At 63.5% G+C, this 23933-nt stretch carries 24 protein-coding genes and 1 pseudogene; 8 read left to right on the forward strand and 17 right to left on the reverse strand.

What is annotated here, in order from left to right:
* Nucleotides 1-30: 30 nt before the first annotated feature.
* Nucleotides 31-1089 (reverse strand): Gfo/Idh/MocA family oxidoreductase, encoded by a 1059-nt coding sequence (locus tag ABCV34_RS11520; RefSeq protein WP_345796359.1) that lies wholly within the window; start codon nt 1087-1089, stop codon nt 31-33.
* Nucleotides 1090-1264: 175 nt separating this feature from the next.
* On the opposite strand from ABCV34_RS11520, the gene ABCV34_RS11525 reads away from it, so the two are divergent.
* The 5 genes from ABCV34_RS11525 (at nt 1265) to aroQ (ending at nt 5526) form a co-directional block, all read left to right on the forward strand.
* Nucleotides 1265-2158 carry a shikimate dehydrogenase gene (locus tag ABCV34_RS11525; RefSeq protein WP_345796360.1) on the forward strand — a complete coding sequence of 298 codons (894 nt, stop codon included), beginning with the start codon at nt 1265-1267 and terminating at the stop codon, nt 2156-2158.
* 30 nt (nt 2159-2188) lie between these two features.
* Complete coding sequence (locus ABCV34_RS11530; protein WP_345796361.1) at nt 2189-2698, forward strand: TRAP transporter small permease; 510 nt, start codon at nt 2189-2191, stop codon at nt 2696-2698.
* Complete coding sequence (locus tag ABCV34_RS11535; RefSeq protein WP_345796363.1) at nt 2695-3972, forward strand: TRAP transporter large permease subunit; 1278 nt, start codon at nt 2695-2697, stop codon at nt 3970-3972. Before ABCV34_RS11530 ends, ABCV34_RS11535 begins: the two co-directional genes overlap by 4 nt.
* Nucleotides 3973-3994: 22 nt before the next feature.
* Complete coding sequence (locus ABCV34_RS11540) at nt 3995-5008, forward strand: TRAP transporter substrate-binding protein (RefSeq protein WP_345796365.1); 1014 nt, start codon at nt 3995-3997, stop codon at nt 5006-5008.
* A gap of 77 nt (nt 5009-5085) precedes the next feature.
* Entirely contained in the window at nt 5086-5526 is a 441-nt protein-coding gene (gene aroQ / locus ABCV34_RS11545) for a type II 3-dehydroquinate dehydratase (RefSeq protein ID WP_345796366.1), read from the forward strand.
* Nucleotides 5527-5630: 104 nt separating this feature from the next.
* Here aroQ and ABCV34_RS11550 read toward each other — a convergent pair whose 3' ends face one another.
* The 4 genes and pseudogenes from ABCV34_RS11550 to ABCV34_RS11565 form a co-directional block, all read right to left on the reverse strand.
* Entirely contained in the window at nt 5631-6857 is a 1227-nt protein-coding gene (locus ABCV34_RS11550; RefSeq protein ID WP_345798773.1) for a CoA transferase, read from the reverse strand.
* Nucleotides 6858-6879: 22 nt separating this feature from the next.
* Nucleotides 6880-7281, reverse strand: coding sequence for a MaoC family dehydratase (locus tag ABCV34_RS11555; protein WP_345798774.1), 402 nt, complete (start codon nt 7279-7281; stop codon nt 6880-6882).
* A gap of 67 nt (nt 7282-7348) precedes the next feature.
* Nucleotides 7349-7714 carry a VOC family protein gene (locus ABCV34_RS11560; protein ID WP_345798775.1) on the reverse strand — a complete coding sequence of 122 codons (366 nt, stop codon included), beginning with the start codon at nt 7712-7714 and terminating at the stop codon, nt 7349-7351.
* A gap of 3 nt (nt 7715-7717) precedes the next feature.
* Nucleotides 7718-8626 (reverse strand): annotated as a pseudogene (locus ABCV34_RS11565) (ketopantoate reductase family protein); the annotation flags it as partial.
* A gap of 108 nt (nt 8627-8734) precedes the next feature.
* Here ABCV34_RS11565 and ABCV34_RS11570 point away from each other — a divergent pair.
* Complete coding sequence (locus ABCV34_RS11570) at nt 8735-9685, forward strand: LysR family transcriptional regulator (protein WP_345796367.1); 951 nt, start codon at nt 8735-8737, stop codon at nt 9683-9685.
* Nucleotides 9682-10323, forward strand: coding sequence for a TetR/AcrR family transcriptional regulator (locus ABCV34_RS11575; protein ID WP_345796368.1), 642 nt, complete (start codon nt 9682-9684; stop codon nt 10321-10323). The genes ABCV34_RS11570 and ABCV34_RS11575 overlap by 4 nt, the downstream gene beginning before the upstream one ends.
* Nucleotide 10324: 1 nt before the next feature.
* On the opposite strand, the gene ABCV34_RS11580 is transcribed toward ABCV34_RS11575, so the two are convergent.
* From ABCV34_RS11580 to aroE (ABCV34_RS11630), 11 genes are all read right to left on the reverse strand, one after another.
* Nucleotides 10325-11071: an ABC transporter ATP-binding protein gene (locus tag ABCV34_RS11580; RefSeq protein WP_345796369.1), complete on the reverse strand. Its 747-nt coding sequence runs from the start codon at nt 11069-11071 to the stop codon at nt 10325-10327.
* 5 nt (nt 11072-11076) lie between these two features.
* Nucleotides 11077-11820, reverse strand: coding sequence for an ABC transporter ATP-binding protein (locus ABCV34_RS11585; protein WP_345796370.1), 744 nt, complete (start codon nt 11818-11820; stop codon nt 11077-11079).
* The gene (locus ABCV34_RS11590) at nt 11817-12800 is read right to left on the reverse strand and encodes a branched-chain amino acid ABC transporter permease (RefSeq protein WP_345796371.1); all 984 of its coding nucleotides are present in this window, start codon (nt 12798-12800) and stop codon (nt 11817-11819) included. Before ABCV34_RS11590 ends, ABCV34_RS11585 begins: the two co-directional genes overlap by 4 nt.
* 10 nt (nt 12801-12810) lie before the next feature.
* Nucleotides 12811-13686 carry a branched-chain amino acid ABC transporter permease gene (locus ABCV34_RS11595; RefSeq protein ID WP_345796372.1) on the reverse strand — a complete coding sequence of 292 codons (876 nt, stop codon included), beginning with the start codon at nt 13684-13686 and terminating at the stop codon, nt 12811-12813.
* Nucleotides 13687-13773: 87 nt separating this feature from the next.
* Complete coding sequence (locus ABCV34_RS11600; protein ID WP_345796373.1) at nt 13774-14934, reverse strand: ABC transporter substrate-binding protein; 1161 nt, start codon at nt 14932-14934, stop codon at nt 13774-13776.
* A gap of 65 nt (nt 14935-14999) precedes the next feature.
* Nucleotides 15000-16760, reverse strand: a complete 1761-nt coding sequence (locus ABCV34_RS11605; RefSeq protein ID WP_345796374.1) for a thiamine pyrophosphate-binding protein — start codon at nt 16758-16760, stop codon at nt 15000-15002.
* Between the two features lie 20 nt (nt 16761-16780).
* Nucleotides 16781-17605: a citryl-CoA lyase gene (locus ABCV34_RS11610; RefSeq protein WP_345796375.1), complete on the reverse strand. Its 825-nt coding sequence runs from the start codon at nt 17603-17605 to the stop codon at nt 16781-16783.
* 19 nt (nt 17606-17624) lie between these two features.
* A complete protein-coding gene (locus ABCV34_RS11615; protein WP_345796376.1) occupies nt 17625-18827 on the reverse strand; it encodes a CoA transferase in 1203 nt (400 codons plus the stop codon).
* Between the two features lie 91 nt (nt 18828-18918).
* A complete protein-coding gene (aroE, locus tag ABCV34_RS11620) occupies nt 18919-19734 on the reverse strand; it encodes a shikimate dehydrogenase (RefSeq protein ID WP_345796377.1) in 816 nt (271 codons plus the stop codon).
* Nucleotides 19735-19827: 93 nt separating this feature from the next.
* Nucleotides 19828-20658, reverse strand: coding sequence for an amidohydrolase family protein (locus ABCV34_RS11625; RefSeq protein WP_345796378.1), 831 nt, complete (start codon nt 20656-20658; stop codon nt 19828-19830).
* A gap of 88 nt (nt 20659-20746) precedes the next feature.
* Entirely contained in the window at nt 20747-21556 is an 810-nt protein-coding gene (gene aroE, locus ABCV34_RS11630) for a shikimate dehydrogenase (protein ID WP_345796379.1), read from the reverse strand.
* Between the two features lie 156 nt (nt 21557-21712).
* Between aroE (ABCV34_RS11630) and ABCV34_RS11635 the strand changes: the two genes are divergently transcribed.
* Complete coding sequence (locus tag ABCV34_RS11635; RefSeq protein ID WP_345796380.1) at nt 21713-22513, forward strand: TIM barrel protein; 801 nt, start codon at nt 21713-21715, stop codon at nt 22511-22513.
* 39 nt (nt 22514-22552) lie between these two features.
* Here ABCV34_RS11635 and ABCV34_RS11640 read toward each other — a convergent pair whose 3' ends face one another.
* The gene (locus tag ABCV34_RS11640) at nt 22553-23722 is read right to left on the reverse strand and encodes an acyl-CoA dehydrogenase family protein (protein WP_345796381.1); all 1170 of its coding nucleotides are present in this window, start codon (nt 23720-23722) and stop codon (nt 22553-22555) included.
* Nucleotides 23723-23933: the final 211 nt, after the last annotated feature.

Here is a 23933-nt window from a genome sequence, read left to right on the forward strand (position 1 = left end):
TCTACTCTTTGGATCAAAAGGTCGGGAATCTCAGACGGGCAGCGGAATGCTGACGGACCGGCCGCTGGCGGAGGCCTGGCGAATAGCTTCGACGACGCGCAGGTTCTGCACCCCGTCGCGCACGCCGACCAGCGGCCGGACCCGGCCCCGGATCACGGCGGCGAAATGCTCGATCTGGCGGGCCAGAGGATCGGCCCGCCGCAGTTCCAGGACCTGCGTGCGGAACGGCTTCCACCAGGAACGGTCCGCATCGTTTTCATAGAACCGCAGACGCATGGTCGGGATGGACAGGGACCCGACCGTACCCGCCAGCACGTAGCAATCCTCGTCGGGATACGTGCTGTAGGCCTCGTTTTCCTGGGAGGTCTGTTCCCAGCTGCGCGGTGACGCAGCGGTATCGGACAACAGGAAGGTTCCCAGCGCGCCGCCCTGGAATCGCAGGCCGAGCGCGACGGTGTCCTCGACCGGGAAGCCGCGAGCGGCATTCGAGGCTATGGCCTGGACCTCGACGATCTCGCCGCACAGGGCGCGCAGATTGTCGATTTCATGGATCATATTCAGCAGAACCGGGCCACCGCCCGGCTGGGTTCGCCAGGGCGCCTCGGTGAAGTATTTATCTGGCTTGCAGAACATGGCGCTGCCCATGACGGCCACCACCTTGCCCAGGCGGCCTTCGCGCACGACACCGCGCGCCAGCGCCATGATGGGGCTATGCGCCCGGTGATGACCGACCAGGAACGGGACAGCGGACCGCTCGACGGCGTGGAGGAGCCGTTCGCCGTCTTCCAGGATGTGGGCCACGGGCTTTTCGATGAGCGCGGGGATCCCGGCGGCCAGGCATTCCAGCGCCTGATCAACGTGCATGGCATTGGGCGTGCCGATGATGACGCCGTCCGGTCGGGCCGTCTCGAACAACTGCGTCAGACTCTTAAAACAAGGGACGCCCGCATCGGCGGCCACTGCCTGAGCGGCTGGGGCGGGATCAACCACTGCGGAAAGGGCGCACGAGGCACTGGACTGAAGGCGCCGGATATGCTGACGCCCGATAAGACCAGCGCCCAGCACGGCGATCTTGAGTTTTTGAGTCATGGTCGGTCAGCCATCAACTATGGTTCTTTCTGACAGAATCGTATTCTATTACGCAGAATATCACAAGCTCGGGTAAGTCCCTAGGGAATTTTGTTTGACGTCACATGAAACAGGATTCTATTCTATTCATACCTAATATGTACTAAACGGTACATAACACACGGAATGACCCCGCATGCGCCCCAAATCCGAAACTCCCGCTTTGCTGCTTGGCCTGATCGGCGAGGGCATTGGCGAATCCCTCAGCCCGACGCTCTATGAGAACGAGGCCGCCCAGCACGGCATCCTCTGCATCTACCAGCGGATCGATCTGGACGAGCTCGGCCTGACCGCCGAACACCTGCCTGAACTGCTTACCGCCGCCGAACGTTTCGGCTTCGCTGGCCTGAACATCACCCACCCCTGCAAACAGGCCGTAATCCCTCATCTGGACGAACTGTCCGACGAGGCGCGCGTCCTCGGCGCAGTCAACACCGTCGTCCTGCGCAACGGCCTGCGCATCGGCCACAACACCGACCACTACGGGTTCTCGCAAAGCCTGCGCGAAAAGCTGGGTACCCGTGAACCGGGTCACGTGGTTCAGCTGGGCGCGGGCGGGGCCGGCGCCGCGGTGGCCGACGCCATTCTTCGCCTCGGCGCCCGCAGCCTGATACTGTTCGATCAGGCGGCCGAACGCGCCGAACACCTGGTCCGGTCGCTGCGGACGCGCTTCCCCGGCATCCCGATCCAGGTCGGCACCGACGCCGCTCAGGCCATGCGCCAGGCCGACGGTCTGATCAACGCGACGCCGGTGGGCATGCGCAAGCATCCCGGCACACCGATCCCGCCGGCACTGCTGGAAACGCGCCACTGGTTCTCCGAAATCATTTATTTCCCGCTGGAGACGGAATTGCTGCACATCGCGCGCGAAAAGGGCTGCCACACGATCGACGGATTGGGCATGGTCGTGCACCAGGCGGCCCGGGCCTTCGAACTGTATACGGGCGGCCTGACGGCGGATGCGCGGCGCATGACGGCGCACGTGGCCGACGTGCTGCGGCAACGGGCCCAGGCCTCACTGGGCGGATGAATCCCCTACTCATGACAAAACGAACACATCATGAATAATCTCCTCGATCCATTCACGAAGTTCCTGGGCTTGCTACTGGTCGCCATGATGGTGGTCATGGTCGCCCTGGTCTTCGGCAACGTCGTCCTGCGCTACGGCTTCAACTCGGGAATCATCCTGTCGGAGGAAGTCTCCCGCTCGCTGTTCATCTGGGTCACGTTCCTGGGCAGCATCATCGCCATGCACGAGAACGGCCACCTGGGCTCGAATTTCATCGTCCGCCGCTTCCCGCCCTCGATCCGCCGCCTCAGCCTGTTCGCCGGGCGCCTGGCGATGCTGTACATCTGCTGGCTGGTGTTCTCGGGCGCCCTGACCCAGACGCAGATCAATCTGTCCGTGGCAGCCCCCATCACGGGCATGTCAATGGCCTGGTTCTACGCCAGCGGGGTCGTCTTCAGCGCCGCGGGCGCGCTGATCCTGCTGGGCGACCTGTACAGAATCGCCACCGGATCCATGGAAACCGTGGACCGCTTCGTGGACGGCACCGGAGAAGACGCATGATCCTGACGACCTTCCTGGGAGCCCTCCTGGGCGCCATGGCGATCGGCATTCCCATCGCCTTCGCGCTGCTCATCTCCGGCACCGCCCTGATGTGGCAGCTGGACATGTTCGATCCGCAGATCCTGGCGCAGAACCTGATCAACGGCGCTAACAGTTTTCCCCTGCTGGCAGTACCCTTCTTCATGCTGGCCGGCGAGATCATGACCGTGGGCGGCCTATCCCGGCGCATCGTCGACTTCGCGCTGGCCCTGGTGGGCCACGTCAAGGGTGGCCTGGGCTACGTCACCATCATCACCGCCTGCGTGATGGCGGCACTGTCCGGGTCGGCCGTCGCCGATGCCGCGGCGATGACGGCCCTGCTGCTGCCCATGATGACGGCGGCGGGCCACGACCGCCGGCGCTCGGCCGGACTGATCGCCTCGGCCGGCATCATCGCCCCGGTGATTCCACCCAGCATCGGACTGATCATTTTCGGCGTCGCGGCCAACGTCTCGATTTCCAAGCTGTTCCTGGCCGGCATCTTCCCCGGCCTGATGATGGGCACGGCGCTCTGGATGACCTGGGCTTACGTCGTCCGCAAGGAAGACGTCAAGCCACTGCCCCGCAAGAACCGTCAAGACATCCTGCGGGCCGCGCGCGAAAGCATCTGGGCGCTGGGCATGCCGGTGATCATCGTCGTGGGGCTGCGCTTCGGGGTCTTCACTCCCACCGAGGCCGCTGTGGTGGCCGCGGTGTACGCGCTGTTCGTCTCGACGGTCATCTACCGTGAAATGACGTTGAGCAGTCTCTATCAGGTCTTCTTCAACTCGGCGAAGGTGTCCGCGATCATCATGCTGCTCGTGGCGGCCGCCATGGTCAGCGCCTGGCTGATCACCGTCGCCGGTCTTCCGGACATGGTCATTGACCTGCTCGAGCCGCTGATCGACCAGCCATTCCTGCTGATGCTCGTCACCATGGCCCTGATCGTCCTGGTCGGCACGTCCATGGACATGACGCCGACCATCCTCATCCTGACCCCCATCCTGATGCCGGCCATCAAGGCAGCCGGCATCGACCCGGTGTATTTCGGCGTCATGTTCATCATCAATACCGCCATCGGCCTCATTACGCCACCGGTCGGAACCGTGCTAAACACCGTGGCCGGCGTCGGCCGCCTGAGCATGGACGACACGGTGCGCGGCGCCTTCCCCTTTCTGCTCGCCCAGCTTGCCATCCTGGCTCTGCTGATCCTGTTTCCCGACCTGGTCCTGGTACCCGCCAAATGGCTCTACTAGCTCACCTCCAAAGGAGAAAACCATGAAACGCCGTCTCGTACTATCCACCCTCGTGGCCCTGGGCCTCTCGTCGCTGGCGCCCGCTCACGCGGCCGACATCCGCGAGCATTCCATCAAGTTCGCCTCACAGAACAATAAGGGCCACCCGCAGGTCATGGGCATGCAGAAGTTCGCCGACCTGGTGGCCCAGAAGTCCGGCAACAAGATCCGCGTCCGCCTGTTCCCGGGCGGCGTGCTGGGCGGCGATCTGGAAACCGTGTCGTCCCTGCAGGGTGGCACGATCGAGATGACCGTGCTGAATTCCGGCATTCTGCAGGCGCAGATCAAGGACTTCGCAGCCTTCGACTTCCCCTTCCTGTTCAACAACGACAAGGAAGTCGACGCGCTGATCACCGGCCCCTTCGGCCAGGCGCTGCACCAGAAACTGCAGGACAAGGGCCTGGTGGGCCTGGCGTACTTCGACCTGGGCTTTCGCAACATCACCAACGGCAAGCACCCCATCACCAAGCCCGAGGACATCGCGGGCCTCAAATTGCGCGTGATCCAGTCCCCGATCTACGTGGATGTCTTCAAGGCGCTGGGCGCCAACCCCACGCCCCTAGCCTGGCCCGAGGTCTACAACGCACTGGAGCAAGGCGCCGTCGACGGCCAGGAAAACCCCTTCACCGTCATCCTGAACGCCAAGCTCGACGAAGTGCAGAAAAACCTCGCCATCACGCGTCACATCTACAACCCACAGTCCGTGCTCATCAGCAAGAAATTCTGGGATAAACTCAATCCGGACGAGCAAAAGCTGATTCAGGATGCCGCCACCGAAGCGGCGGCCTATCAGCGCCAGGTCTCGCGCGATGCCGCCACCACGGCCCTGGCCACTCTGAAGAAGCACGGCATGCAGGTCACCGAACTTTCGCCCGCGGATCTGGACAAGATGCGCGCCATGGTCAAACCGGTGGTCGAAAAATATACCCAGGAAGTCGGCGAAGACACCGTCAAGTCGATGTACGCGGAAATCGACAAGGTCCGCCATCCTTCTTAATCGCGTCCGGCGCGGGCCGCCCCCCGGCCCGCGCCAGCCCTCTGATCCAGACCACAACTCAAGACAGGAAGCGTCGTATGAAAATCCTCATGTTGCATGGCATCAACCACAATATGTTCGGCAAGCGCGACCCCAAACAATACGGGACGATCACGCTGGAGCAGATCGACGCGCAACTGGCCGGCCTGGCCAAGGAGCTGGGCGTCACGATCGACAGCTATCAGACCAACTGCGAAGGCGCGATGTGCGAACGGATCCACCAGGCCTATCAGGACGGTGTGGACGCCGTCCTGATCAACGCCGGCGCCTGGACGCACTACAGCTATGGCCTGCGCGATGCCCTGGCGATCCTGACGGTGCCCATCGTCGAACTGCACATGTCCAACATCCACGCCCGCGAAGAATTCCGCCACAAGTCCGTCTTTGCAGAAATCGCGCTGGGCCAGATCTGCGGTTTCGGGGTGGACAGCTATCTGCTCGCCCTGCGCGCGGCCGTATCCGCCGCAAAGGCGAAGTAGGACTGAATCCGAACCACGTCCCGGACGGAAGCCGGGCACATCGAAAGGGGCGCCTCACGGCGCCCCTCGTCTTTCCGGCATGGCCGCCGCGCGGGCGCACCGCCTCAGGTCTCCCGGCCAGCGACGGCGGCTTCCTGGTACAGCACACCGTCCCGCATCATGGCATCGATGTCTCCAGACTCGTAACCCAGTTCCTCCGCGATCCACCGGTTGTGCTGACCCATGAGGGGCGCCGCTTCGTGGATAGTGGTGTCGCAGCCCGAAAACCGGAACGGCGTATTCAGCAGCTCCACGTCGCCCAGAATCGGGTGATGCTGGCGCACCAGCATGCCGCGCGCCTGGATCTGCGGATCATTGAGCACGTCCTGGATATCCTGCACCTTGGCGCACGGCACGTCGACGGCGTCCAGCGCAGCCAGACACTCGGCCACCGTGCGGACCTCGGTCCACGCCCGCACCACCGGAAGGATGTCCAGGCGATGTTCGTTGCGGCCGGCCGCCGAATGGAAACGGGTGTCGGCCGCGAAGGCCTCTCCGCCCACCAGCGGCGCCAGACGCTTCCAGGCGGCATCCACCTGCGCCGCGATGACCAGGTAGCCGTCCGTGGCGGTGAAGACCCCATAGAGCGTCGAATCCGGCAGGTCGTGGCCCGTCTGCCTGGGAACGACGGTCCCGCCCGACAGGGTATAGCATTGCGCCGCGTACTCATGCATGGAGACTAGGCAGTCATACAGGGACAGATCGATATGCTGCCCGAGGCCGGATTTCACGCGCCCCAGCAGCGCGGCGTTGATGGCGGCCACGCCGTGGATGCCCGTGTACATGTCGCCCAATGCAATGCGCAGCAAGGGTGGCGCCTCTCCCGGCATGCCGACCATGGCCATGATGCCGCTCTTGGCCTCGGCGATCAGCCCGAAGCCGGCCCGGTGGGATTCCGGGCCGGTGTGGCCATACGCGGACACCGAGCAATAGACCAGGCCGGGGTTGGTCTTCGACAGATTCTCGTAGCCCAGCCCCAGGCGGGTCAGGGCGCCCGGACGATAATTTTCAACGAAGACATCCGCGGTCGCCACGAGTTTCCGCATCAGTTCCTGGCCGCGCGCATCCTTCAGATTCACGCACAGCCCCTTCTTGCCCATGTTCTGCTGCAGGAAGTAGCCGCTCTGGCCTTTGATGAAGTAGGGGTGATGCCGCCCGGCGTCGCCTTCTGTGGGACGTTCGACCTTGATGACCTCGGCCCCCAGGGCGGCCAGACAGCGCGACAGATAGGGGCCGGCCAGGAAATGGCTGTAGTCGATGACCCGGATGCCTTCCAGGGGGCGTGCTTGCATCGTCATGTGGAGCCTCTTTTGGTCAATGCGTGAAATCGGGGCCGCAGGGGATCATGAGCCGGTGTTCACCGCGCTGCACGACCTCGCCATGCTGATTGCGCAGTTCGGAGGGCAGCACCAAAATGCCCCAGCCCGGCCGGCTGCGCGACAGCCGGGCGCTGGACACGTGGAAGCGCACCTGCACGATGTCGTCGATCTTGATCGGGCCAACGAAATCCCAGGTCCATCCCAGTGACATGCCAGGCACGAAACGCAGGTCGGACTGGCTCTTGAGGCCGTCGGTCAGGGACAGGCCGAGCAGGCCGTGGGCCACGCGCGTGCCGAAAGGTGTCGTGCGGGCATAAGCCTCGTCGGTATGGACAGGGGTGTGATCTCCGGTCAGATCGGCAAATGTGTTGATGTGGGCCTCGGTCACGGTCAGCATGGGCGAGACGCCTCGCACGCCGACCTCGACCTCGTCGAAATAGAGTTCTCTCACAGCGCGATCCCCTTCAACAATCCAACAATTCGAGCGCGATGCCGTCGGGCGTGCGCAACCAGTTCGGCCCCTGCGGCAGGACGGTCACAGCCCAATCCGCAGCCCTCGCGAGCGCCGTTTCCAGATCCCGCACGCGGATCGCGACGTGAGCGATCCAGGGCCGGGTCCGGGCGTCTTCGGCGGCTACGCCGGGCGTATCGATGAGCTGGATTCCGCCTTGCAACCAGACCTGACGGGGTGCTTCGCGCGAGCCATCGACCTCGCGCACCGGCATGTCCAAAACTTCCTGGAAGAAACGGATGTGCCAGCCGATATCCGCCACCCGCACGGCGACATGATCGACGCCGGGCTGGCATGCCGGCGCGGTCTTGCCCAGCATGGCTTCGAGTCCCTTCACGCAGGCGGCCAGGGTGGCATTGACCGGTGCCGCGATGCCGAGCCCCAAGCCACGCTCGACCACGGCGCCATTGATGTAATCGATCTCGGTCACACTCCCCTTGTCGAGACTCTGCAGCATCGAGGCGCGGAAATCGGCCGGCAGGCCGGCACCCGCCTTGCGCCAGGCCTCGACAGGATCGGTGATGGACAGACGCACACCGCAGGCATGGGCGATTTCCATTGCCTCACGCACCGCCGCCACGCCCACAGCTTCCAGGGGCCCGATCTCGAACAAGGGCCCGTAGGGCATGCGCGTGATGGCGCTGACTGCCCCGGTGGCCACATTGATCAGCAGCTTGTCCCAGATCGTGCCCATGATGTTGTCGCTGACCTCGATCAGCATGCCGGCGCGCTCGAACTCGCGGGCGACCACGCGCACACGGTCGGTGACGCGGCCGTCGAGTTCGCCGATCACGGTTTCCTTGCCCCGCACACCCGAGATGATGTGGCCCGGGCCCAGCAGCGTGCCGCCAACATAGGTCTTGCCGGCCAGTACGCGGCCACGCCCCACATATTCGGCCAGGACGTCCTCGTGGCCCAGGCCGTTTTGCAGGGACAGCACCAGCGTGCGCGGCGCCAGCAGCGGCCCGGCCTGTTCCATCGCTTCGCGCGTATGGAAGGACTTCACCAGCACAATGACCAGATCCACCGGACCGACCCGCGCCGCCGAGAGTGCCGCCCTGATGCGCACCCGGCGTTCGCCACCGTGGTCGCGCAGCCGCAGACCCTCGGCATTGATGGCATCGACGTGGGCGGTATTGCGGTTGAGCAGCGTCACATCGGCGCCGCCCTCGGCCAGACCCGCACCGATGGCGCATCCCAGCGCCCCCGCCCCCAGTATGCAGATCCTCATGAGACGCGACTCCTTGTGCCAATACAGTCCATGGCCATCATTCTAGGCAGGAGACAATCTAAATTAAATGCAATAATCCAAATTCAATACATTGTCTATTTCAATACTATGCCGGATCCCCTGCTCGAACGGCTGCCGGAAACCAAGCTCCTGAGGCTGTTCGACGCCCTCTATGCCCAAGGCAGCGTCACCGCGGTGGCGCAGCTGCTGGGCCTCAGCCAACCCACCATCAGCATCTGGCTGGCCCAGTTGCGGGAACAGTTGGGCGATCCGCTGTTCGTCCGCACCTCCGGGGGCATGAGCCCGACGCCGCGCGCAGAGGCGCTGATCGGCCTGGTGCGCGAGACGCTTGACGCCCTGCGACAGATCGGCGGGGCCGCCCCCGACTTCGATCCGATGCGATCGGAACGCCGATTCTGCGTCGCCATGAGCGACGCCAGCCACGTCAATCTGCTTCCCCACCTGCTGGGCCACTTGCGCCGCACGGCTACCGCCTGCGGCCTCAAGGCGGGCCCCATCGACAGCACCCTCGCCGAGCGCCTGCAATCCGGTGCCGCCGACCTGGCCCTGGGCCTGATTCCGGGGCTGGGCGCGGGCTTCTATCAGCAGACCCTGTTCACCCAGGACTGGGTCTGTCTCGCCCGGGCCGGCCACCCCCGCATCCGCGCCGCCCTGGATCTGGCGGACTATCGGCGGGAGGGGCACATCGAAATCGCATCCGGAACAGGCCACGAGCTGCTGGAAAACGCCCTCCGGCGTGCCCGCCTCACACGCGAGGTCGTGCTCGAGCTGCCCGGTTTCCTGGGTCTTTCGGCTGTGCTCGAAACAAGCGACCTCCTCGTGACCGTGCCGCGCCAGACGGGCGAGACCCTGTCCAGCCGCAAGACCATCCACCTGCACGCCTGCCCCTTTCCGATCGCGCCCTTCAGCGTGAAGCAGCACTGGCACGCCCGCTTCCACCAGGATCCGGGAAACCGCTGGCTGCGCCAATCCTGCATGGCCCTGTTCGGCGATCCCCAGGCTCCGACACACCCCGCCACGACGAACCCGACATCATGACCGCCAAAACCCCTACCCGCAGCCGCAGCAACGATCCAGCAGCCACCCGCCGGGACATCCTCGAGGTGGCCATCCGTGAATTTTCCCGGAATGGTCTGGCGGGCGCCCGCATCGACGAGATCGCGGCCCGGACAGCCACCAGCAAGCGGATGATCTACTACTATTTCAAGAACAAGCAGGGGCTGTATCTGGCCGCGCTGGAGAAGTCCTATCACGACATCCGCCAGATCGAAGGCACCCTGCGCCTCGAAAGCATGTCGCCGACGGAGGCCGTACGCACGCTGGTCGGCTTCACCTTCGACTACCAATCCAGCAATCCGGACTTCGTGCGCCTGGTGATGAACGAGAACATGCTCCATGGTCAATACCTGGCTCAATCGGCGTCGATCAAGGAACTGAACATTCCCGCCATCACCGGCATCCGCGAGATCTACGCGCGCGGCTGCGAACAGGGCGTGTTCCGCAAGGGCCTGGACCCGATCGACCTGCATGCGTCCATCAGCGCGCTGTGCTTCTTCAATGTCGCGAACCAGCACACGTTCTCGCTGATCTTCAAACGCGACATGACCGCGCCGGAAACCTATGCCCAGCGGCGCCGCAACGTGATCGACATGATCCTGCGCTACATGCTGGCCTGACTCAGACCGCGGCCGGCTGCGTCTCCGCCGGCAGCCCGGCCCCCAGGAACAACCGTTCGATATGGGGATCGAGCAGCAGCTCCGCCGCCGGCTTGTGCAGGACGCAAGTCCCCGAGGCCAGCGCGATCGCGTCATCCGAGATCTTCAGCGCACTGTTGACGTTCTGTTCCACCATCAGCACGGTCATGCCCTGCGACACGAGCTGGCGCAACAGATCGAACACGCCTGCAATGATCTGCGGCGACAAACCAATCGAAGGCTCGTCGATCAGCAACACGCTGGGGCGCAGCAGCAAGGCCCGACCGATTTCGAGCTGCTTCTGCTCGCCGCCCGACAAGGTGGACGCCTGGGAATGAAGACGTTCCTTGAGCCTGGGGAAACGGTCCAGGACCTCCGGGATGCGTTCATGGGTCGTCTTCATGCCCAGCGTGATACCGCCCAGTTCGAGGTTCTGGAAAACCGTCAGCTGGCCGAACAGATTGCGCCCCTGGGGCACGAAGGCGATCCCGCGTGCCAGCAGCGAGCGGGCGCCCGCGTTCGTGATGTCCTGACCATGCAGCAGAATCCGGCCCTGGCGCACCTTCAGCAGGCCGAACAGGGTCTTCAGCACGGTGGACTTGCCGGCCCCATTGGGCCCCAGTAGCAGGGTGATGGCCCCCTTGCGCGCCTTGATGGACAGCTCGTTCAGGATCATGAGGTCCTTGTAGCCCGCCACGACCCCCTGAAATTCAATCGCAATTTCGGACATTTCTTTCAGCTCCCCAGGTAGGCGTCGAGCACGCGCTTGTTGGACCGGACCTCGGCGGGCGTGCCCACCATCATCACCTCGCCTTCGACCATCACCAGGATGCGATGGCAGAGGTCCATGACGAAGTCCATGTTGTGCTCGATCACGACGAACGAACTGCTGCGCTTCTGGTTCAATTCCTTCAGCATTCTCGAGATGCCGCCCACGAGCCGCGGGTTGACCCCCGCGCAGGGTTCATCCAGAAGGACGAGCGCCGGGTCGCTCATGAACGCCATGGCGATGTCGACCAGCTTCTGCTGGCCGTAGCTGAGCGAGCCCGCAAGCTTGTCCTTGACGTGGGTGATGTTGAAGAATTCCATCAGCTCGTCGGCCTTGGCCCCCAATCCCGAATCGGTCGGCGCGAACAGCCGGCTCAGCATGGAGCCCTTGTGTTCCTGCGCCGCCACGATCAGGTTGTCGCGCACCGTCATGTTGCCGAACACCTGCAGGGTCTGGAACGTGCGTCCCACGCCCTGCATGCTGAGCTGCTGAGGATTCAGGCCGGTGATCCCCCGGCCATCCAGGAAAACCTGGCCATCGTCCGGCCGGATCTGTCCCAGCATGCTGTTGAACATTGTGGTCTTGCCCGAGCCGTTGGGCCCGATCACGCCGAAGATTTCGCCCGGCATGACCTCGAAGGACACTCCGCGCACGGCCTGGATCGCTCCATAGGACTTCCGGAGTTCCTTGACGCTCAGGATCGGATTCATGCGCATCTCCTTTGAGTCGCCGCCGTGACACGCGCCGCCTCGTGCGCCCTGGCCTCGCAGCGGGCACTCAACGCCCGGCGTAGGGACAGCAGCCCGCCCGGCAGCCAGACCATCAACACCACGATCACGGCGCCGAACAACAACAGATACCAGCCATCGGTGAAGCGCAGCCACTCCGGCGCGAACACGCCGATGAAGGAACCAAGCACCGGTCCCAGCAGATAGCCCGGCCCCCCGAGGATCACCATCAGGAACATCAGAATGGAGATCTGCACGTCGAAGGGCGCCGGATCGATGAACTGCACGAGCGAGGCGAACAGCACCCCGGCCACGCCCGCATAGACCCCGCCGACGGCAAAGGCGACGAGCGTGTAGCGCTGGATATTCACACCCAGGCTCTCGGCGCGGATCGGATTGTCGCGCAGCGCCGTGAATGCCTTGCCCCAGGGTGACCGGATCAGCCACCACGACAGGGCGAATGCGATGAGCGCGAACACTAGCACGAAGTAGTAATACGGGATCGCGCCCTTGAGGGCATAGCCGAACAGGCTGGGCCGCGCGATGTTGGAAATCCCGAAGGTGCCACCGGTGAGCCATTCCTCGTTGCGCAGGATGAGGGTGATGATCTCGTTCAGTCCCAAGGTGGCGAAGGCGAGATAATGCATCTGCACGCGCAGCGCGGGAAAGCCCACCAGCAAACCGAGCGCGAAGCACAGCACCATGGCCACCGGCAGCGCCAGCCAGAAGTTCACGCCCGCCTGCATGAGGATGGCGGATGTATAGGCGCCGATGCCGAAGAAGGCGGCGTGACCGAGGGCTTTCAGGCCCGCATAGCCGACGATCAGGTTCAGGCCCAGGTTCGCCACGACATAGACCAGCCAATACGTCAGCATGTAGACGCCGTAGGTCTTGAAAAAATGTGGCGCGACGATCAATGCGACCACACTGACGGCCACCAGGATCAGATGGATTTTTTTCATGTCGGCCTCCTCAGACCTTGCGCTCGGTGGGCAGCCCCAGGAGACCGTTGGGTTTGAACAGGATCACCAGCAGGAACAGGGCCAGCGCCACCCCGTCCCGGTAGGAGGAAGACACATAGGTGCCGGCGAGGTTCTCGCTCACGCCGATGATGATGCCGCCCAGCAGCGCGCCGCGGGAATTGTTGAATCCGCCAATGATCGCGGCCAGAAAGGCCTTCAACCCCAGGGAGATGCCCATGTCGAACTTGGCCAGGTACAGCGGCGTGACCAGCAGGGCGGCCAGGCTGGCAAGAATGGCGTTGATCGCGAAGGTGTAGAAGGTCATCCGGCTGACGTTGATCCCCAGCACCTCGGCCGATTCGGTGTTCTGCGCTACGGCCTGCATGGCCCGGCCCGTGACGGTCCGTTGCAGAAACACCTGCAGACCGAACACGACGACCATGGCCACCACCAGCGTGCCCAGGTCGCTGGCCGAAACCTTGACCCCGGCGAAATCGAACACCTCGTAGCCGAAGATGTTCGGAAACGGCAGCGCCTGCGCGCCGAACGCGATCTGCGTCCCGCTGCGCATGATCAGGGAGAGGCCGATCGTCGCCACCACCAGCGGCATGACGCCGAACTTGCGCATCGGGTCCACAATCGTGCGCTTGAAGCCCCACCCCAGCACGAGCGTCGCGACCGCCAGGGTCAGAAAGAAGCTGAGGATCAGGGGAGCGCCCAGCGACATGAAGGCCAGCATCGAAAACGCGGGCAGCATCACGAACTCGCCCGTGGCGAAGTTGATCGTGCCCGAGGCTTGCCACAACAAGGTGAATCCCAATGCCGCCAGGGCATAGATAGACCCCGTTGCCATCCCCGAAATGACTACTTGAAAAAAATCAACCATGTTGGCTACCGCCCGTCGGTCATATGCGCATCTTGGAACCCCCGGCGTCCCCCACTGCGCAGTGACGGACGCCGGACGGACAGCGTCTTACTTGTGGGACAACGGCGGCAGCACGCCGATGACTTTCTGCTTGCCGTCCACCACCTGGACGAGGAAGCTCTCGCGGTCCAGGTCGCCCTTACCGTCGATCGTGACGTCCATCAGCACGCCCGGGTGCTCCTTGGCCGAAATGTGCATGCCGTGCAACGCGGCGGCAACGGCCTGGCGGTCGAATTTGCCGACTTTCTCGATGGCGGCCTTGAGCATGTACACGCCCGTGTAACCCTTGATGCCATTGTGATCGGGCGCATAGCCATTGGCCGCATGGAAGTCCTTGCCGAACTTTTCCATGCCGGGGACCGGCGCACCCACGGTCAGGCCGACGTGCGCGATCGCGCCATTGGCGGCTGGCCCGGCCAGTTCGATCACCTTCTGGCCGGCGATGGTCGTCTCCCCGATGATGGGCTTGTCCCAACCCTGCTTTTTCAGCTCGCGCAGCAGGCGGGCGGACTCTTCTTCGTTCGTGTAGGAAAACAGTGCGTCGGCATGGCTCTGCTTGAGCTTCACCACGGCCGAGCTGAAATCCACCTGGCCGGAAGCCGTGGAGATGTCTTCGACGACCTTGACGTGGGTGCTCTTGAGCGCCTTGAGGATGGCATCGCGCCCCCCCTTGCCGAAGTCGTTGTTCACGAACAGCACGGCCAGCGTGTTCACGTCCTTGCGGCCATCGAGATAGCGCGCGACCTTGGGCATCGCATCGGTCTGCGTCAGGCTGGTGCGGAACACATACTTGTTGCCCTGCTGGGTGATTGCCGCGCCCTCGCCGCCCACGAAGTTGGGGACTTTCGCGTCCTCGGTCACAGCCATGCTCACCATGATCGAACCGGTGAACACCGGACCGAACACGGCGAAGACGTCATTGTCGACCGCCTTCTGCACCAGGCCCTTGGCAATGCCCGGGTTCGACTGCGTGTCCACCACCGTCGTCTCGATCTGGCGCCCCAGGATGCCGCCAGCGGCGTTGATTTCCTTGACGGCCAGATTCACGCCGTCCTTGAAGTTGGTGCCGGACGTCGTGCCCGGACCGGTCAGCTCCATGATTTCAGCGATCTTCACGGTGTCGGCCGCGACGGACGGCACCGCGAAACCCACCGCTGCCGCGCCCAGCGCGGCAGCCAGGGCGTACTTCTTGAAAATGTGCGCCTGCATATTGTCTCCTTGGACGAAACTCCGAGACTGGAGCTCGATTTGTTTTATAAATGAAATAGATGTCGTCAATCCACGACTACGTGTGACACGTTTCCTCCTGGCGAATAAATGTCCAGAATATTCCAGAATCCCGAAGTGGGCACCGGGCTGTTGCGCATGGCGACGTCCAGCACGAACGGCCGCCCGCTGCCGATCGCGCGTTCGAGCGCCCCCTTGAACTGGGCGGCCGATTCGACGCGCTCGGCTTCCGCGCCATAGGCCCGAGCCACCGCAGCATAGTCCGGCGTGTAGGGCTTGCCGTCCTTGGCGAATACCGTGCCGGTAGTCGTGCCGTAGTGGGCCTTCTGCAATCCCGCAATTGTGCCAAAAGCGCAGTTGTTCATCACAACCCACACCACCGGAATGTTTTCTTCGACCGCGGTCGCCAGAAGGGCGGGATTCTGGCCGAAGCCACCGTCCCCGACCAGGGACACCACCACGCGGTCCGGGCAGGCCAGCTTGGCGCCCAGGGCACCGGGCGCGCCGAAGCCCATCGTGGCGTAGCCGCCGGGTGTCAGGATGCTGCCGGGCACGTAAACGGGGAACTGCTGCCCCACGCCGTTCTTGTTCCAGCCCACGTCGGTCGTGATGATGGCGTCGCGCGGCAGCACCTCGCGCACCTCGGCGAGAATGCGCTCAGGCTGCATGGGATAGCGGCGCTCATGGATGAGCGCCTGGTTGCCGGCGGCGAATTCCTTGCGATATTGGGCGATCCGCCCGCGCATCGCCTCGTTGCGGCGCGCTTCCGGCAGCATCTCCCGGGCGACCCGGTTTAGTGCGACCAGCGCCTGACGAAGATCCGCAACCGCGCCGATCTCGGCCGGATAGTTCCGGCCGATCTCGCTCGGGTCAATGTCGATGTGGATCAGACGCGTCGGGGGAAAGCTGAAGGTATAGCGGTTGTCCCAGGAACTGCAATCCGCCTCGGCGAAACGCGTGCCCAGACCGATCACCACATCCGCGGTGCGGCACATGTCGTTGACGAACTGCGTGCCCCAGAATCCCGTCATGCCCAATGTCAGGTCATGATCGTCGCGCAGCACGCCCTTGCCCATGAGGGAGTGGGCGACCGGGATCCCCAGATGGTCGACCAGATCCTCCAGTTCGCGCGCCGCGTCGGCCAGCATGACGCCCCCGCCCGCGTAAATCACGGGCTGGCGCGCATCGATCAGGGTCTGGATGATGCGTCGCGCGACGTTCTCATCCAGGGAGGGCTTCTCCAGGCGCCGGGTGTGCGGACGCAGGCGATCGAACAGCGCGGTATCGATTTCCTTGGAAAAAATGTCCATGGGCACGGAGACCAGCACCGGTCCCGGACGGCCGCTTTCGGCCAGTTGAAAGGCCTTCTCGATGATTTCGGGAAACAGGTCCGGACGCTCGACGCGCCAGGCTCGTTTCACGAAGGGGCGGTAGACCTCCCACTGCGCGGCATCGGCATGCAGATTGATTTCCTGGTGCGGATGTTTGCCGTAGTAATGGCTGGGGATGTCGCCGGCGATCACGACCATGGGAATGGAGTCGAGCGAGGCGTTTGCGACGCCGGTCGCGGCATTCGTCAGACCGGGGCCAAGATGGCTGAGGACCACCGAGGCCTTTCTGGTCATCCGCGCGTAGCCATCCGCCGCATGAGCGGCAATCTGCTCATGACGCGTATTGACGAAGCGGATGGAGCTTTTGCCCAGTTCCGTCAACACAGCGATGTTCGTATGACCGCACAGGCCAAAGACGTGCTCGACCCCTCGTTCCTCGAGGTAGCGGACCAACTGCCGGGAAATGAGTTCTTGCATGAGACTTGTCTCCTGAGTGTTCATTCGGGAAGTTCGGCGCGGGCCGGACCGGTGTAGGCGTACGGGATGGAGGGCGGCATCGGCCCCTTGATCCGTCGTCCCTCGCGCATCTGTTCCCAGGCATGGGCCAGGATGCCGACCGAACGCGACAGGATGAAAATCCCCCGCCCCAGTTCCGGCGCAAATCCCAGCTCGGAATAGATCACTGCGGTCGCACCATCGATATTCATGGGAATGTGGCGGCCTTTTTCCTGTTCCAGAACGACCTCGACCTGGCGCCCGATCCGGGCGAATTCCCCCGAAACGACCCCCTGGGACACCGCCTCGTCGACCAGGGCCAACAGTCGTTTGGCCCGCGGATCGCGTGGATGGAAACGATGTCCGAAGCCGGGCACGATCTTGCCGTGTTCGGCCCGATACGCGTCCAGTGCGGCTTGAACCGGTTGCGGCTCGCCACGTCCGCCCCGCGCGCGGCTGTCCTGGTAGATCTCCATGCACTGCTGGCCCGCGCCGCCGTGGATGTCACCCAGGACGTTGACCGCCGATCCCATGGCGCCGTTCAGGCCCACGCCGCAACTGATCGCCATGCGCGAGATCGCGATGGACGGCGCGTGTGGACCATGATCCACCGAAGAGACCAGAGCCGCTTCGAGCAGCGCCGCCTGGGCCTTACCCGGCAACTCGCCCCGCAGCATGAGCCAGATCATTTCCGGAAAGGAGATCCGGCCGATCAGATCCTGGATCGCATGCCCGCGAATGCGGATCTCGCCGGGATGAATGTCGATGATGCTGGTGGACCACCACTGGCTGGCCTGGTCCAAACGATCGTCGCGCTGTGCCGTCATGATCCCCATCCCCCTCTTTCTATACCACATGTTCATCATGCATCCTGGCGATCTCGGCTTGCGTATAGCCCAGATCCGCCAGAATCAGATCCGTATGCTGGCCCAGCACCGGCGGCGGTGCTTCGACGTCGGGGCTGCCCCCGGCCATCTTGAATCCCGCCCGGGCCAGTTTGATCGGCCTGCCTACACCCGGCACGTCGTCGAACTGCCGGAGCAGCGCCCGTTCGATGATCTGCGGATGATCGAGCGCATCCGGCACGCTCAGGACCCGCCCGGAGGGGACGCCGATCCCGGAAAGGACGGTCTCCCAATCGCGGGCCGATTTCCGGCTCAGGGCCTGTTCGATCTCGACTGTCAGCGCGGCCCGGTTCTGCTTGCGGCTCTCGCGTCCGGCGAACCGTGGATCGGCCTTCAGTTCGGGCCGGCCGATCGCATCCATCAGCGCTTCGAACTGCTCCTGCTTGTTGGCGGCGATATTCAGCGGGCCATCACCCGTCCGGAAAGTGCCAGAGGGCACGGCGGTGAAATTTTCGTTTCCCATGGGGCGCGGGGCCACGCCCGCGATCAGGTAATTGGAAACGACCCACCCCATCGTGACAATGGTGGAATCCAGCATGGACACGTCGATGAAATCGCCCTCGCCGGTGCGCTGCTGCCGTACCAGGGCGCTGGCTACCGCGAATGCCGCGGTGATTCCGCCAATCGTATCGGCCATCGGATAGCCCACCCGCAGCGGCGCCGAGTCTTCGGTGCCGGTGATGCTCATCACCCCCGACAGCCCCTGGACGATCTGGTCGTACGCGGGCGCATGGCGCATCGGCCCTCCCTGGCCGAATCCGGAGATCGCACAGTAGACGAGTCTGGGATTGACCTTCTTGAGAGCATCGTAGCCGACGCCCAGACGGTCCATCACGCCAGGACGGAAGTTCTCGATCAGGGCATCCGCGGATTCGACCAGCCGACGCAGGACGTCCCGGCCGGCTGCGGATTTCAGGTTCAGGGTGATGGAGCGCTTTCCGCCGTTCTGAGCCAGAAAGGACGCCCCCATGCAGCGGCTGTTCAGCTCGGCGTCGGCGCCCAGCTGGCGCGCCAGATCCCCCGACCCCGGCACCTCGACCTTGATGACGTCGGCGCCGAGCAGCGCGAACTGATAAGCGCAGAACGGCCCTGCCAGGACATTCGTCAGATCCAGTATGCGGATACCCGCCAGGGCCTTTGCCATTCTGTTCCTCGCCTCATTCTGGTAATAGAATGACTATACAAAATATCAGAACAGAATTCTATTGTTCATAACTATTTTTTAGAATTCGGTTTTATTTATTGCGCAGTAATTCCATTGTCTCGGAGATGTCCGGGCGCACGCCCCGCCACAGCAGGAAGCCCTCAGCCGCCTGGCTCACCAGCATGCCCAATCCGTCGGAGATCCGCGCCGCGCCGCCCTGCGTGGCATCCTCCATGAAAGCGGTATGTCCCTTGTTGTATGCCAGTTCGTAAGCCAGGGAGCCCTCGGCGAAGATCCCCTCGGGTAGCGGCAGGCGGTCGCCCGTCAGGCTGACCGAGGTGGCGTTGATCACCACATCGAATCGCCCCCCCTCGGCGAGCCGGATCGGCCCGGCCTCGACCTTGCCCGGCGCGGCATGGTCGCCGACGATCGCGCGCGCCTTGCAATCCGTGCGATTCACCACGAGGAAATACGCCGGCCCGGTCTCGAGCAGAGGCAGGAAAATGCCCCGGGTCGCTCCCCCTGCGCCGATGATCAACAATCGCCGGCCTTTCAGGGGAAAACCCAGGCGCTCCTGGATGTCGTTGACCAGCCCCGCGCCATCCGTGTTGTCACCGTACACGCCCGCATCGCCGAATTTCAGCGTGTTGACGGCCTGCGCGGCCCGGGCGCGGTCGGACAGCGTGTCGACCAGATCGAGCGCATCGAGCTTGAAGGGCGCCGTGACATTCATCCCCTTCCCGCCCTCGCGGATGAACCGGCGCACCGTCTCATGAAACGTATCGGCGGTTGCGAGAATGGTCTCGTAGCTCATGTCCTGCCCCAACTGGCGCGCAAAGGCCATTTGCAGGATGGGGGACTTGGATTGCGCCACGGGGTTGCCGATGATGGCATAACGGTCGGTCATGACAAGGCCTATGAGTATGAGGGAAGGAGGCCTAATCTTAAGATGGTTTTCTATCCAACACAACAGAGTTCTATTATTTCGATCTATGCATCGTCAGCTTCCGAACCCGAACAACCGGAGTGGAGTTTCCCACATGACCCGGCGCCGCACCTGGGAATCGGGCATCAGGTCCTGCGCAAGCAGGAGCAGAGGACCGTAATCCAGACGCTCGGGGGCCTTCAGGTGTGGCCAGTCCGAGGCCCACAGACACCCTTCGGGACCGAAGGCGTCGAGCAACGCCCGCTGATAACGCTGCGCATCGGCGAAGGGATAGGCCATGGTGGAAAACTTGGACATGCCTGAGAGCTTGACGAACGTCCGCCCGGTGTCGGCCAGGCGCAGCAGCGCCTGAAACCCGGGCTGATTCAGGCCCGCCGCGGCGTCCGGGCGCCCCGAATGATCGATGAGCAGCCGGACGCGGGTGCGTCCGATCAACGGCAGCAATCCGACCAACTGGTCTTTTTCGTATTGGAGCTGGGCGAACATGTCCAGGTCCGCCAGTCGATTGAACAAGGTATCGGCATGACTGAAATACTCGACCCCCTCGATCGAGACATTGACCGTCACCCCAAGAACGCCCTGCGACTTGAGGTCGGCGAGCCGTGCCGCCGATACATCGTTGGGGACGACCCCGATCCCCTTGAACCTGCCCTCGCCATGGGCGATCGCATCGAGCATGCAGCGGTTGTCGAACCCATAGCCAGAATTCGGACCCACCAGCAGCGCATGCCGCACACCATACGCCTGCATCACGGCGCGAAACTGGATCGCGGTGCCGATTTCCTGGCCGGCCGGCCGATAGGGCGTATCCTCGCGATAGGGGAAACGCTGTGGATCGATGATGTGGTTATGGCAATCGATCTTGGGTTCGTCGAAGATGGTCACGGCGTTTCGCCCTATTTCAGAACTGAGTTCTGATAGTGTATGGGGCGGCGTGAAACCACGCAAGACGACGGAGCCAGGCGAGCCCCTTCTACCTCAGCATGGCGATGACCGGCCCCACATCGGGCCGGCATCCGAACCACAAACGATAGGACTCCGCCGCTTGCCCCACCAGCATGCCCAGGCCGTCGGATATCCGGCCGGCGCCCAGGCGCCGCGCGTCGCTCATGAACGCCGTGTCGCCTCTGCCATACACCATGTCGTAGGCCAGGGCGCCCGGGGCGAAGGATCCGCGCCCCAGCGGCAGGTGAACATCGCTCAGGCTGGCGGAGGTGGCATTGATCACGACGTCGAACGCGCCTTCCGCCATCGCGTCCAGCGGACCGGCTGCGGCGCCCGCCGCCGGCCCGCACGCGTCCAGCAATTCATGCGCCTTGCTCTCGGTGCGATTGACCAGCAGCAGATGGGCCGGCCCGGCCTCGATCAGCGGCTGCAGAATGCCGCGCGCTGCGCCGCCCGCGCCGATGATGAGGATGCGACGATTCTCCAGGACGACTCCCAGGTGGTCCCGGATGTCGCTGACTAGTCCGACGCCGTCCGTGTTGTCGCCCTGGACGCCACCGGGCCCGAACTTGAGGGTATTGATGGCTCGGGCAGTCCGCGCCCGGGCTGACAGCGTGTCCGCGAACGCCATGGCGGCGAGCTTGAACGGCGCCGTGACATTCATCCCCTGGCCGCCCTCGTCGATGAACCGCCGCACGGTCTCGACGAAGTTTTCATGTGTGGCCAGCAATTTCTCATACTGCATGGCGTGACCGAACTGGCGCGCGAAAGCCGTGTGCAGGACCGGAGACTTGGATTGGGAGATCGGGTTGCCGATGACGGCATAGCGGTTGGTCATCGCGGATTCCTGCGAGTGCGGAAAGGGACCAAGGATACGGTGCCTGCTTCCCGGTGTAAACCTGGCCTCTTTAACAGAACTTGATTTTATTTCAACGTTGCATCAGTCAGAATATAGTTCTATATTAATTGGAATTTGGCTTTCAGGACTTCCGCAATGGCCCTCCAGTTCTCACTTGCCCACCTCACGGTGCTGACCTGCTCGCCCATGGACATGATCCACATCGCCCATCGCACCGGTTATAACTTCGTCAGCCTGCGCCTGACCGCCGTCACACCCAAGGAACACGTCTTTGCACTGCAGAACGACCGCGCCATGATGACCGAGGTGAAGGCGCTGCTGAAGGACACCGGGGTGCGCGTGCTGGACATCGAGCTTGCCCGCATGCCGCCCGAGGTCGAACCCGAAACCTATGCCGCCATCCTCGACGCGGCGGCGGAACTGGGTGCACAGCACATACTGGCCCAGTTGCCGGATCCCGACCGCGCGCGCGCCACGGCCCGTTTCGCGCGCCTGTGCGACATGGCCCTGCCCCTGGGCCTGTCCATCGGACTGGAATCCCCCACCTGGACGGCGACTCCGGATCTTCGGTCCGCGGCGGATGTGGTGCGCGCGGTCGGCCGATCCAATGCGGGCATTGTTGTCGATACCCTGCACTTCAACCGCTCCCGCGACAGTATCGACGAATTGCGCACGATGCCTCGCGAATGGTTTCGCTTCGCCCAGGTCTGCGACGCGTCGGCCGGGATTCCGGATACCACCGAAGGCCTGATCCACACTGCGCGCAGCGAGCGCCTGGTCCCGGGTGAAGGTGGCATCGACATCCGCGGGATCCTGGACGCCTTGCCAGCCATCCCCTATTCCCTCGAGATCCCCAACGACCCGCAGGTCCAGACCCTCGGCCACGAGGAATGGGCGCGCCGCTGCATCGAGGGCGCGCGCCGCTACCTGGCCTGAGGCCCCTCCGGGCCCGCCGGCATAGGGCGCCCGCAATCCTCAAGCCGTACCGTACAGCACTTCACCCTGCTTGCGCAGGGCGCGCGCCACGACGCTTCGGTGAACCTCCGAGGTGCCGTCGAAGATCCTGAAAATGCGGGCATCCCGGTACAGACGCTCGACCGGCAGGTCCGCACAATAGCCCATGCCGCCATAAACCTGGACCGCACGGTCGGCCACACGGCCCAGCATCTCGGACGCGTAGACCTTCGCCATGGAAATCTTTTCCCGGGGATCCTTACCGTTGTCGATGTCCTGGGCCGCATCCCAGACCATCCAGCGGGCCGCATTGATCTCGATGGCGCTGTCGGCCAGCATCTGCTGGATCATCTGGAAATCGCCGATGGCCTGGCCGAACTGTTTGCGCTCGTTGGCATAGGACACCATCAGGTTCAGCAGGCGCGTCGCCTTGCCGACGGCCCGGGCGCAAACCTGCGCGAGCCTCACCCGGCCGAGGGTCTGGAGAATCTGTCCGAAACCGGAACCTTCCGCACCCAGCAGGCTGTCCGGATCCAGGATCACTTCATCAAAATGCAATTCGACGTGGCTAGTGCCGGTCAGTCCCATCATCTTCTGATTGCGGCCCACTATCAGGCCGGGCAGATCCTTGTCCACCAGGAACAGGGATATTCCGCGCCCGCCCGCGGCTGGATCGGTCACGGCCGACACGACGAAAAAGTCCGAAAATTCCCCGTCGCTGATGAAGTGCTTGTTGCCGCTGAGCATCCAGCCTTCACCGCGCCGCACCGCGCGCGTCCGAATCGATGCTGCATCCGAGCCCGCACCCGGCTCGGTGATCGCGAGCGAGCAGGTCCGATCGCCTCGCACGGTCGGCAACAGCCAGCGTTCGCGCTGCACTGCATTGGCGCCCAGAAGGACCTCGTACACATTGCCGAAGGCGCGCCGGATGAGGATGTCCTTGGCGTGTCCGAACTGTTCCTCCACCAGCATGGTGTCCAGCGCGGAAAGCCCTCCGCCGCCGAATTCCTCCGGGATGTTCATCGCGTACATGCAGTTGTTCCGCGATTTTTCGAACAGCGCCCGCGCCAGCCCGGGCTCCAGATGGCCCTTTTCCTCGATGCCCTCCTCCAGTGGCAGGAGTTCCTGCTCGACGAACTTCCTGACGGTATCGACGAGCATGACCTGCTCGGGACTGAGATTTAGATCCATTGGAGCTCCTTGAAGGTATACAGAGGATCGACGCCCATGACTGCACCGGGATAATCCATTGATAGAGTCGGGGAGAGACTTACCTACAGAATAGAACTCAGGTCTATTTATTGACTATGCAATGAAGTCTATTGCATTTATTTATATTTTCAATACGACAAGAATACGCACTGATCGGCACACCGAAAAAAAGCCCGTTCCCGGACAAATC

The organism is Castellaniella sp. MT123 (assembly GCF_039614765.1).
In the GTDB taxonomy this organism is placed as follows: Bacteria; Pseudomonadota; Gammaproteobacteria; order Burkholderiales; family Burkholderiaceae_B; genus Castellaniella.

Bases quoted from the DNA above. Each gene is read 5' to 3' on its own strand.
- ABCV34_RS11570 (WP_345796367.1), top strand. From the start codon at position 8,735: ATGCCGGATCCCCTGCTCGAACGGCTGCCGGAAACCAAGCTCCTGAGG.
- ABCV34_RS11640 (WP_345796381.1), bottom strand. From the start codon at position 23,722: ATGGATCTAAATCTCAGTCCCGAGCAGGTCATGCTCGTCGATACCGTC.
- ABCV34_RS11550 (WP_345798773.1), bottom strand. From the start codon at position 6,857: ATGCAAGCACGCCCCCTGGAAGGCATCCGGGTCATCGACTACAGCCAT.
- ABCV34_RS11590 (WP_345796371.1), bottom strand. From the start codon at position 12,800: ATGAAAAAAATCCATCTGATCCTGGTGGCCGTCAGTGTGGTCGCATTG.
- aroQ (WP_345796366.1), top strand. From the start codon at position 5,086: ATGAAAATCCTCATGTTGCATGGCATCAACCACAATATGTTCGGCAAG.
- aroE (WP_345796377.1), bottom strand. From the start codon at position 19,734: ATGACCGACCGTTATGCCATCATCGGCAACCCCGTGGCGCAATCCAAG.
- ABCV34_RS11575 (WP_345796368.1), top strand. From the start codon at position 9,682: ATGACCGCCAAAACCCCTACCCGCAGCCGCAGCAACGATCCAGCAGCC.
- ABCV34_RS11615 (WP_345796376.1), bottom strand. From the start codon at position 18,827: ATGGCAAAGGCCCTGGCGGGTATCCGCATACTGGATCTGACGAATGTC.
- ABCV34_RS11540 (WP_345796365.1), top strand. From the start codon at position 3,995: ATGAAACGCCGTCTCGTACTATCCACCCTCGTGGCCCTGGGCCTCTCG.
- ABCV34_RS11635 (WP_345796380.1), top strand. From the start codon at position 21,713: ATGGCCCTCCAGTTCTCACTTGCCCACCTCACGGTGCTGACCTGCTCG.
- ABCV34_RS11610 (WP_345796375.1), bottom strand. From the start codon at position 17,605: ATGACGGCACAGCGCGACGATCGTTTGGACCAGGCCAGCCAGTGGTGG.
- ABCV34_RS11595 (WP_345796372.1), bottom strand. From the start codon at position 13,686: ATGGTTGATTTTTTTCAAGTAGTCATTTCGGGGATGGCAACGGGGTCT.
- aroE (WP_345796379.1), bottom strand. From the start codon at position 21,556: ATGACCAACCGCTATGCCGTCATCGGCAACCCGATCTCCCAATCCAAG.
- ABCV34_RS11525 (WP_345796360.1), top strand. From the start codon at position 1,265: ATGCGCCCCAAATCCGAAACTCCCGCTTTGCTGCTTGGCCTGATCGGC.
- ABCV34_RS11605 (WP_345796374.1), bottom strand. From the start codon at position 16,760: ATGCAAGAACTCATTTCCCGGCAGTTGGTCCGCTACCTCGAGGAACGA.
- ABCV34_RS11580 (WP_345796369.1), bottom strand. From the start codon at position 11,071: ATGTCCGAAATTGCGATTGAATTTCAGGGGGTCGTGGCGGGCTACAAG.
- ABCV34_RS11560 (WP_345798775.1), bottom strand. From the start codon at position 7,714: ATGCTGGGCAAGACCGCGCCGGCATGCCAGCCCGGCGTCGATCATGTC.
- ABCV34_RS11585 (WP_345796370.1), bottom strand. From the start codon at position 11,820: ATGAATCCGATCCTGAGCGTCAAGGAACTCCGGAAGTCCTATGGAGCG.
- ABCV34_RS11600 (WP_345796373.1), bottom strand. From the start codon at position 14,934: ATGCAGGCGCACATTTTCAAGAAGTACGCCCTGGCTGCCGCGCTGGGC.
- ABCV34_RS11520 (WP_345796359.1), bottom strand. From the start codon at position 1,089: ATGACTCAAAAACTCAAGATCGCCGTGCTGGGCGCTGGTCTTATCGGG.
- ABCV34_RS11530 (WP_345796361.1), top strand. From the start codon at position 2,189: ATGAATAATCTCCTCGATCCATTCACGAAGTTCCTGGGCTTGCTACTG.
- ABCV34_RS11555 (WP_345798774.1), bottom strand. From the start codon at position 7,281: ATGCTGACCGTGACCGAGGCCCACATCAACACATTTGCCGATCTGACC.
- ABCV34_RS11535 (WP_345796363.1), top strand. From the start codon at position 2,695: ATGATCCTGACGACCTTCCTGGGAGCCCTCCTGGGCGCCATGGCGATC.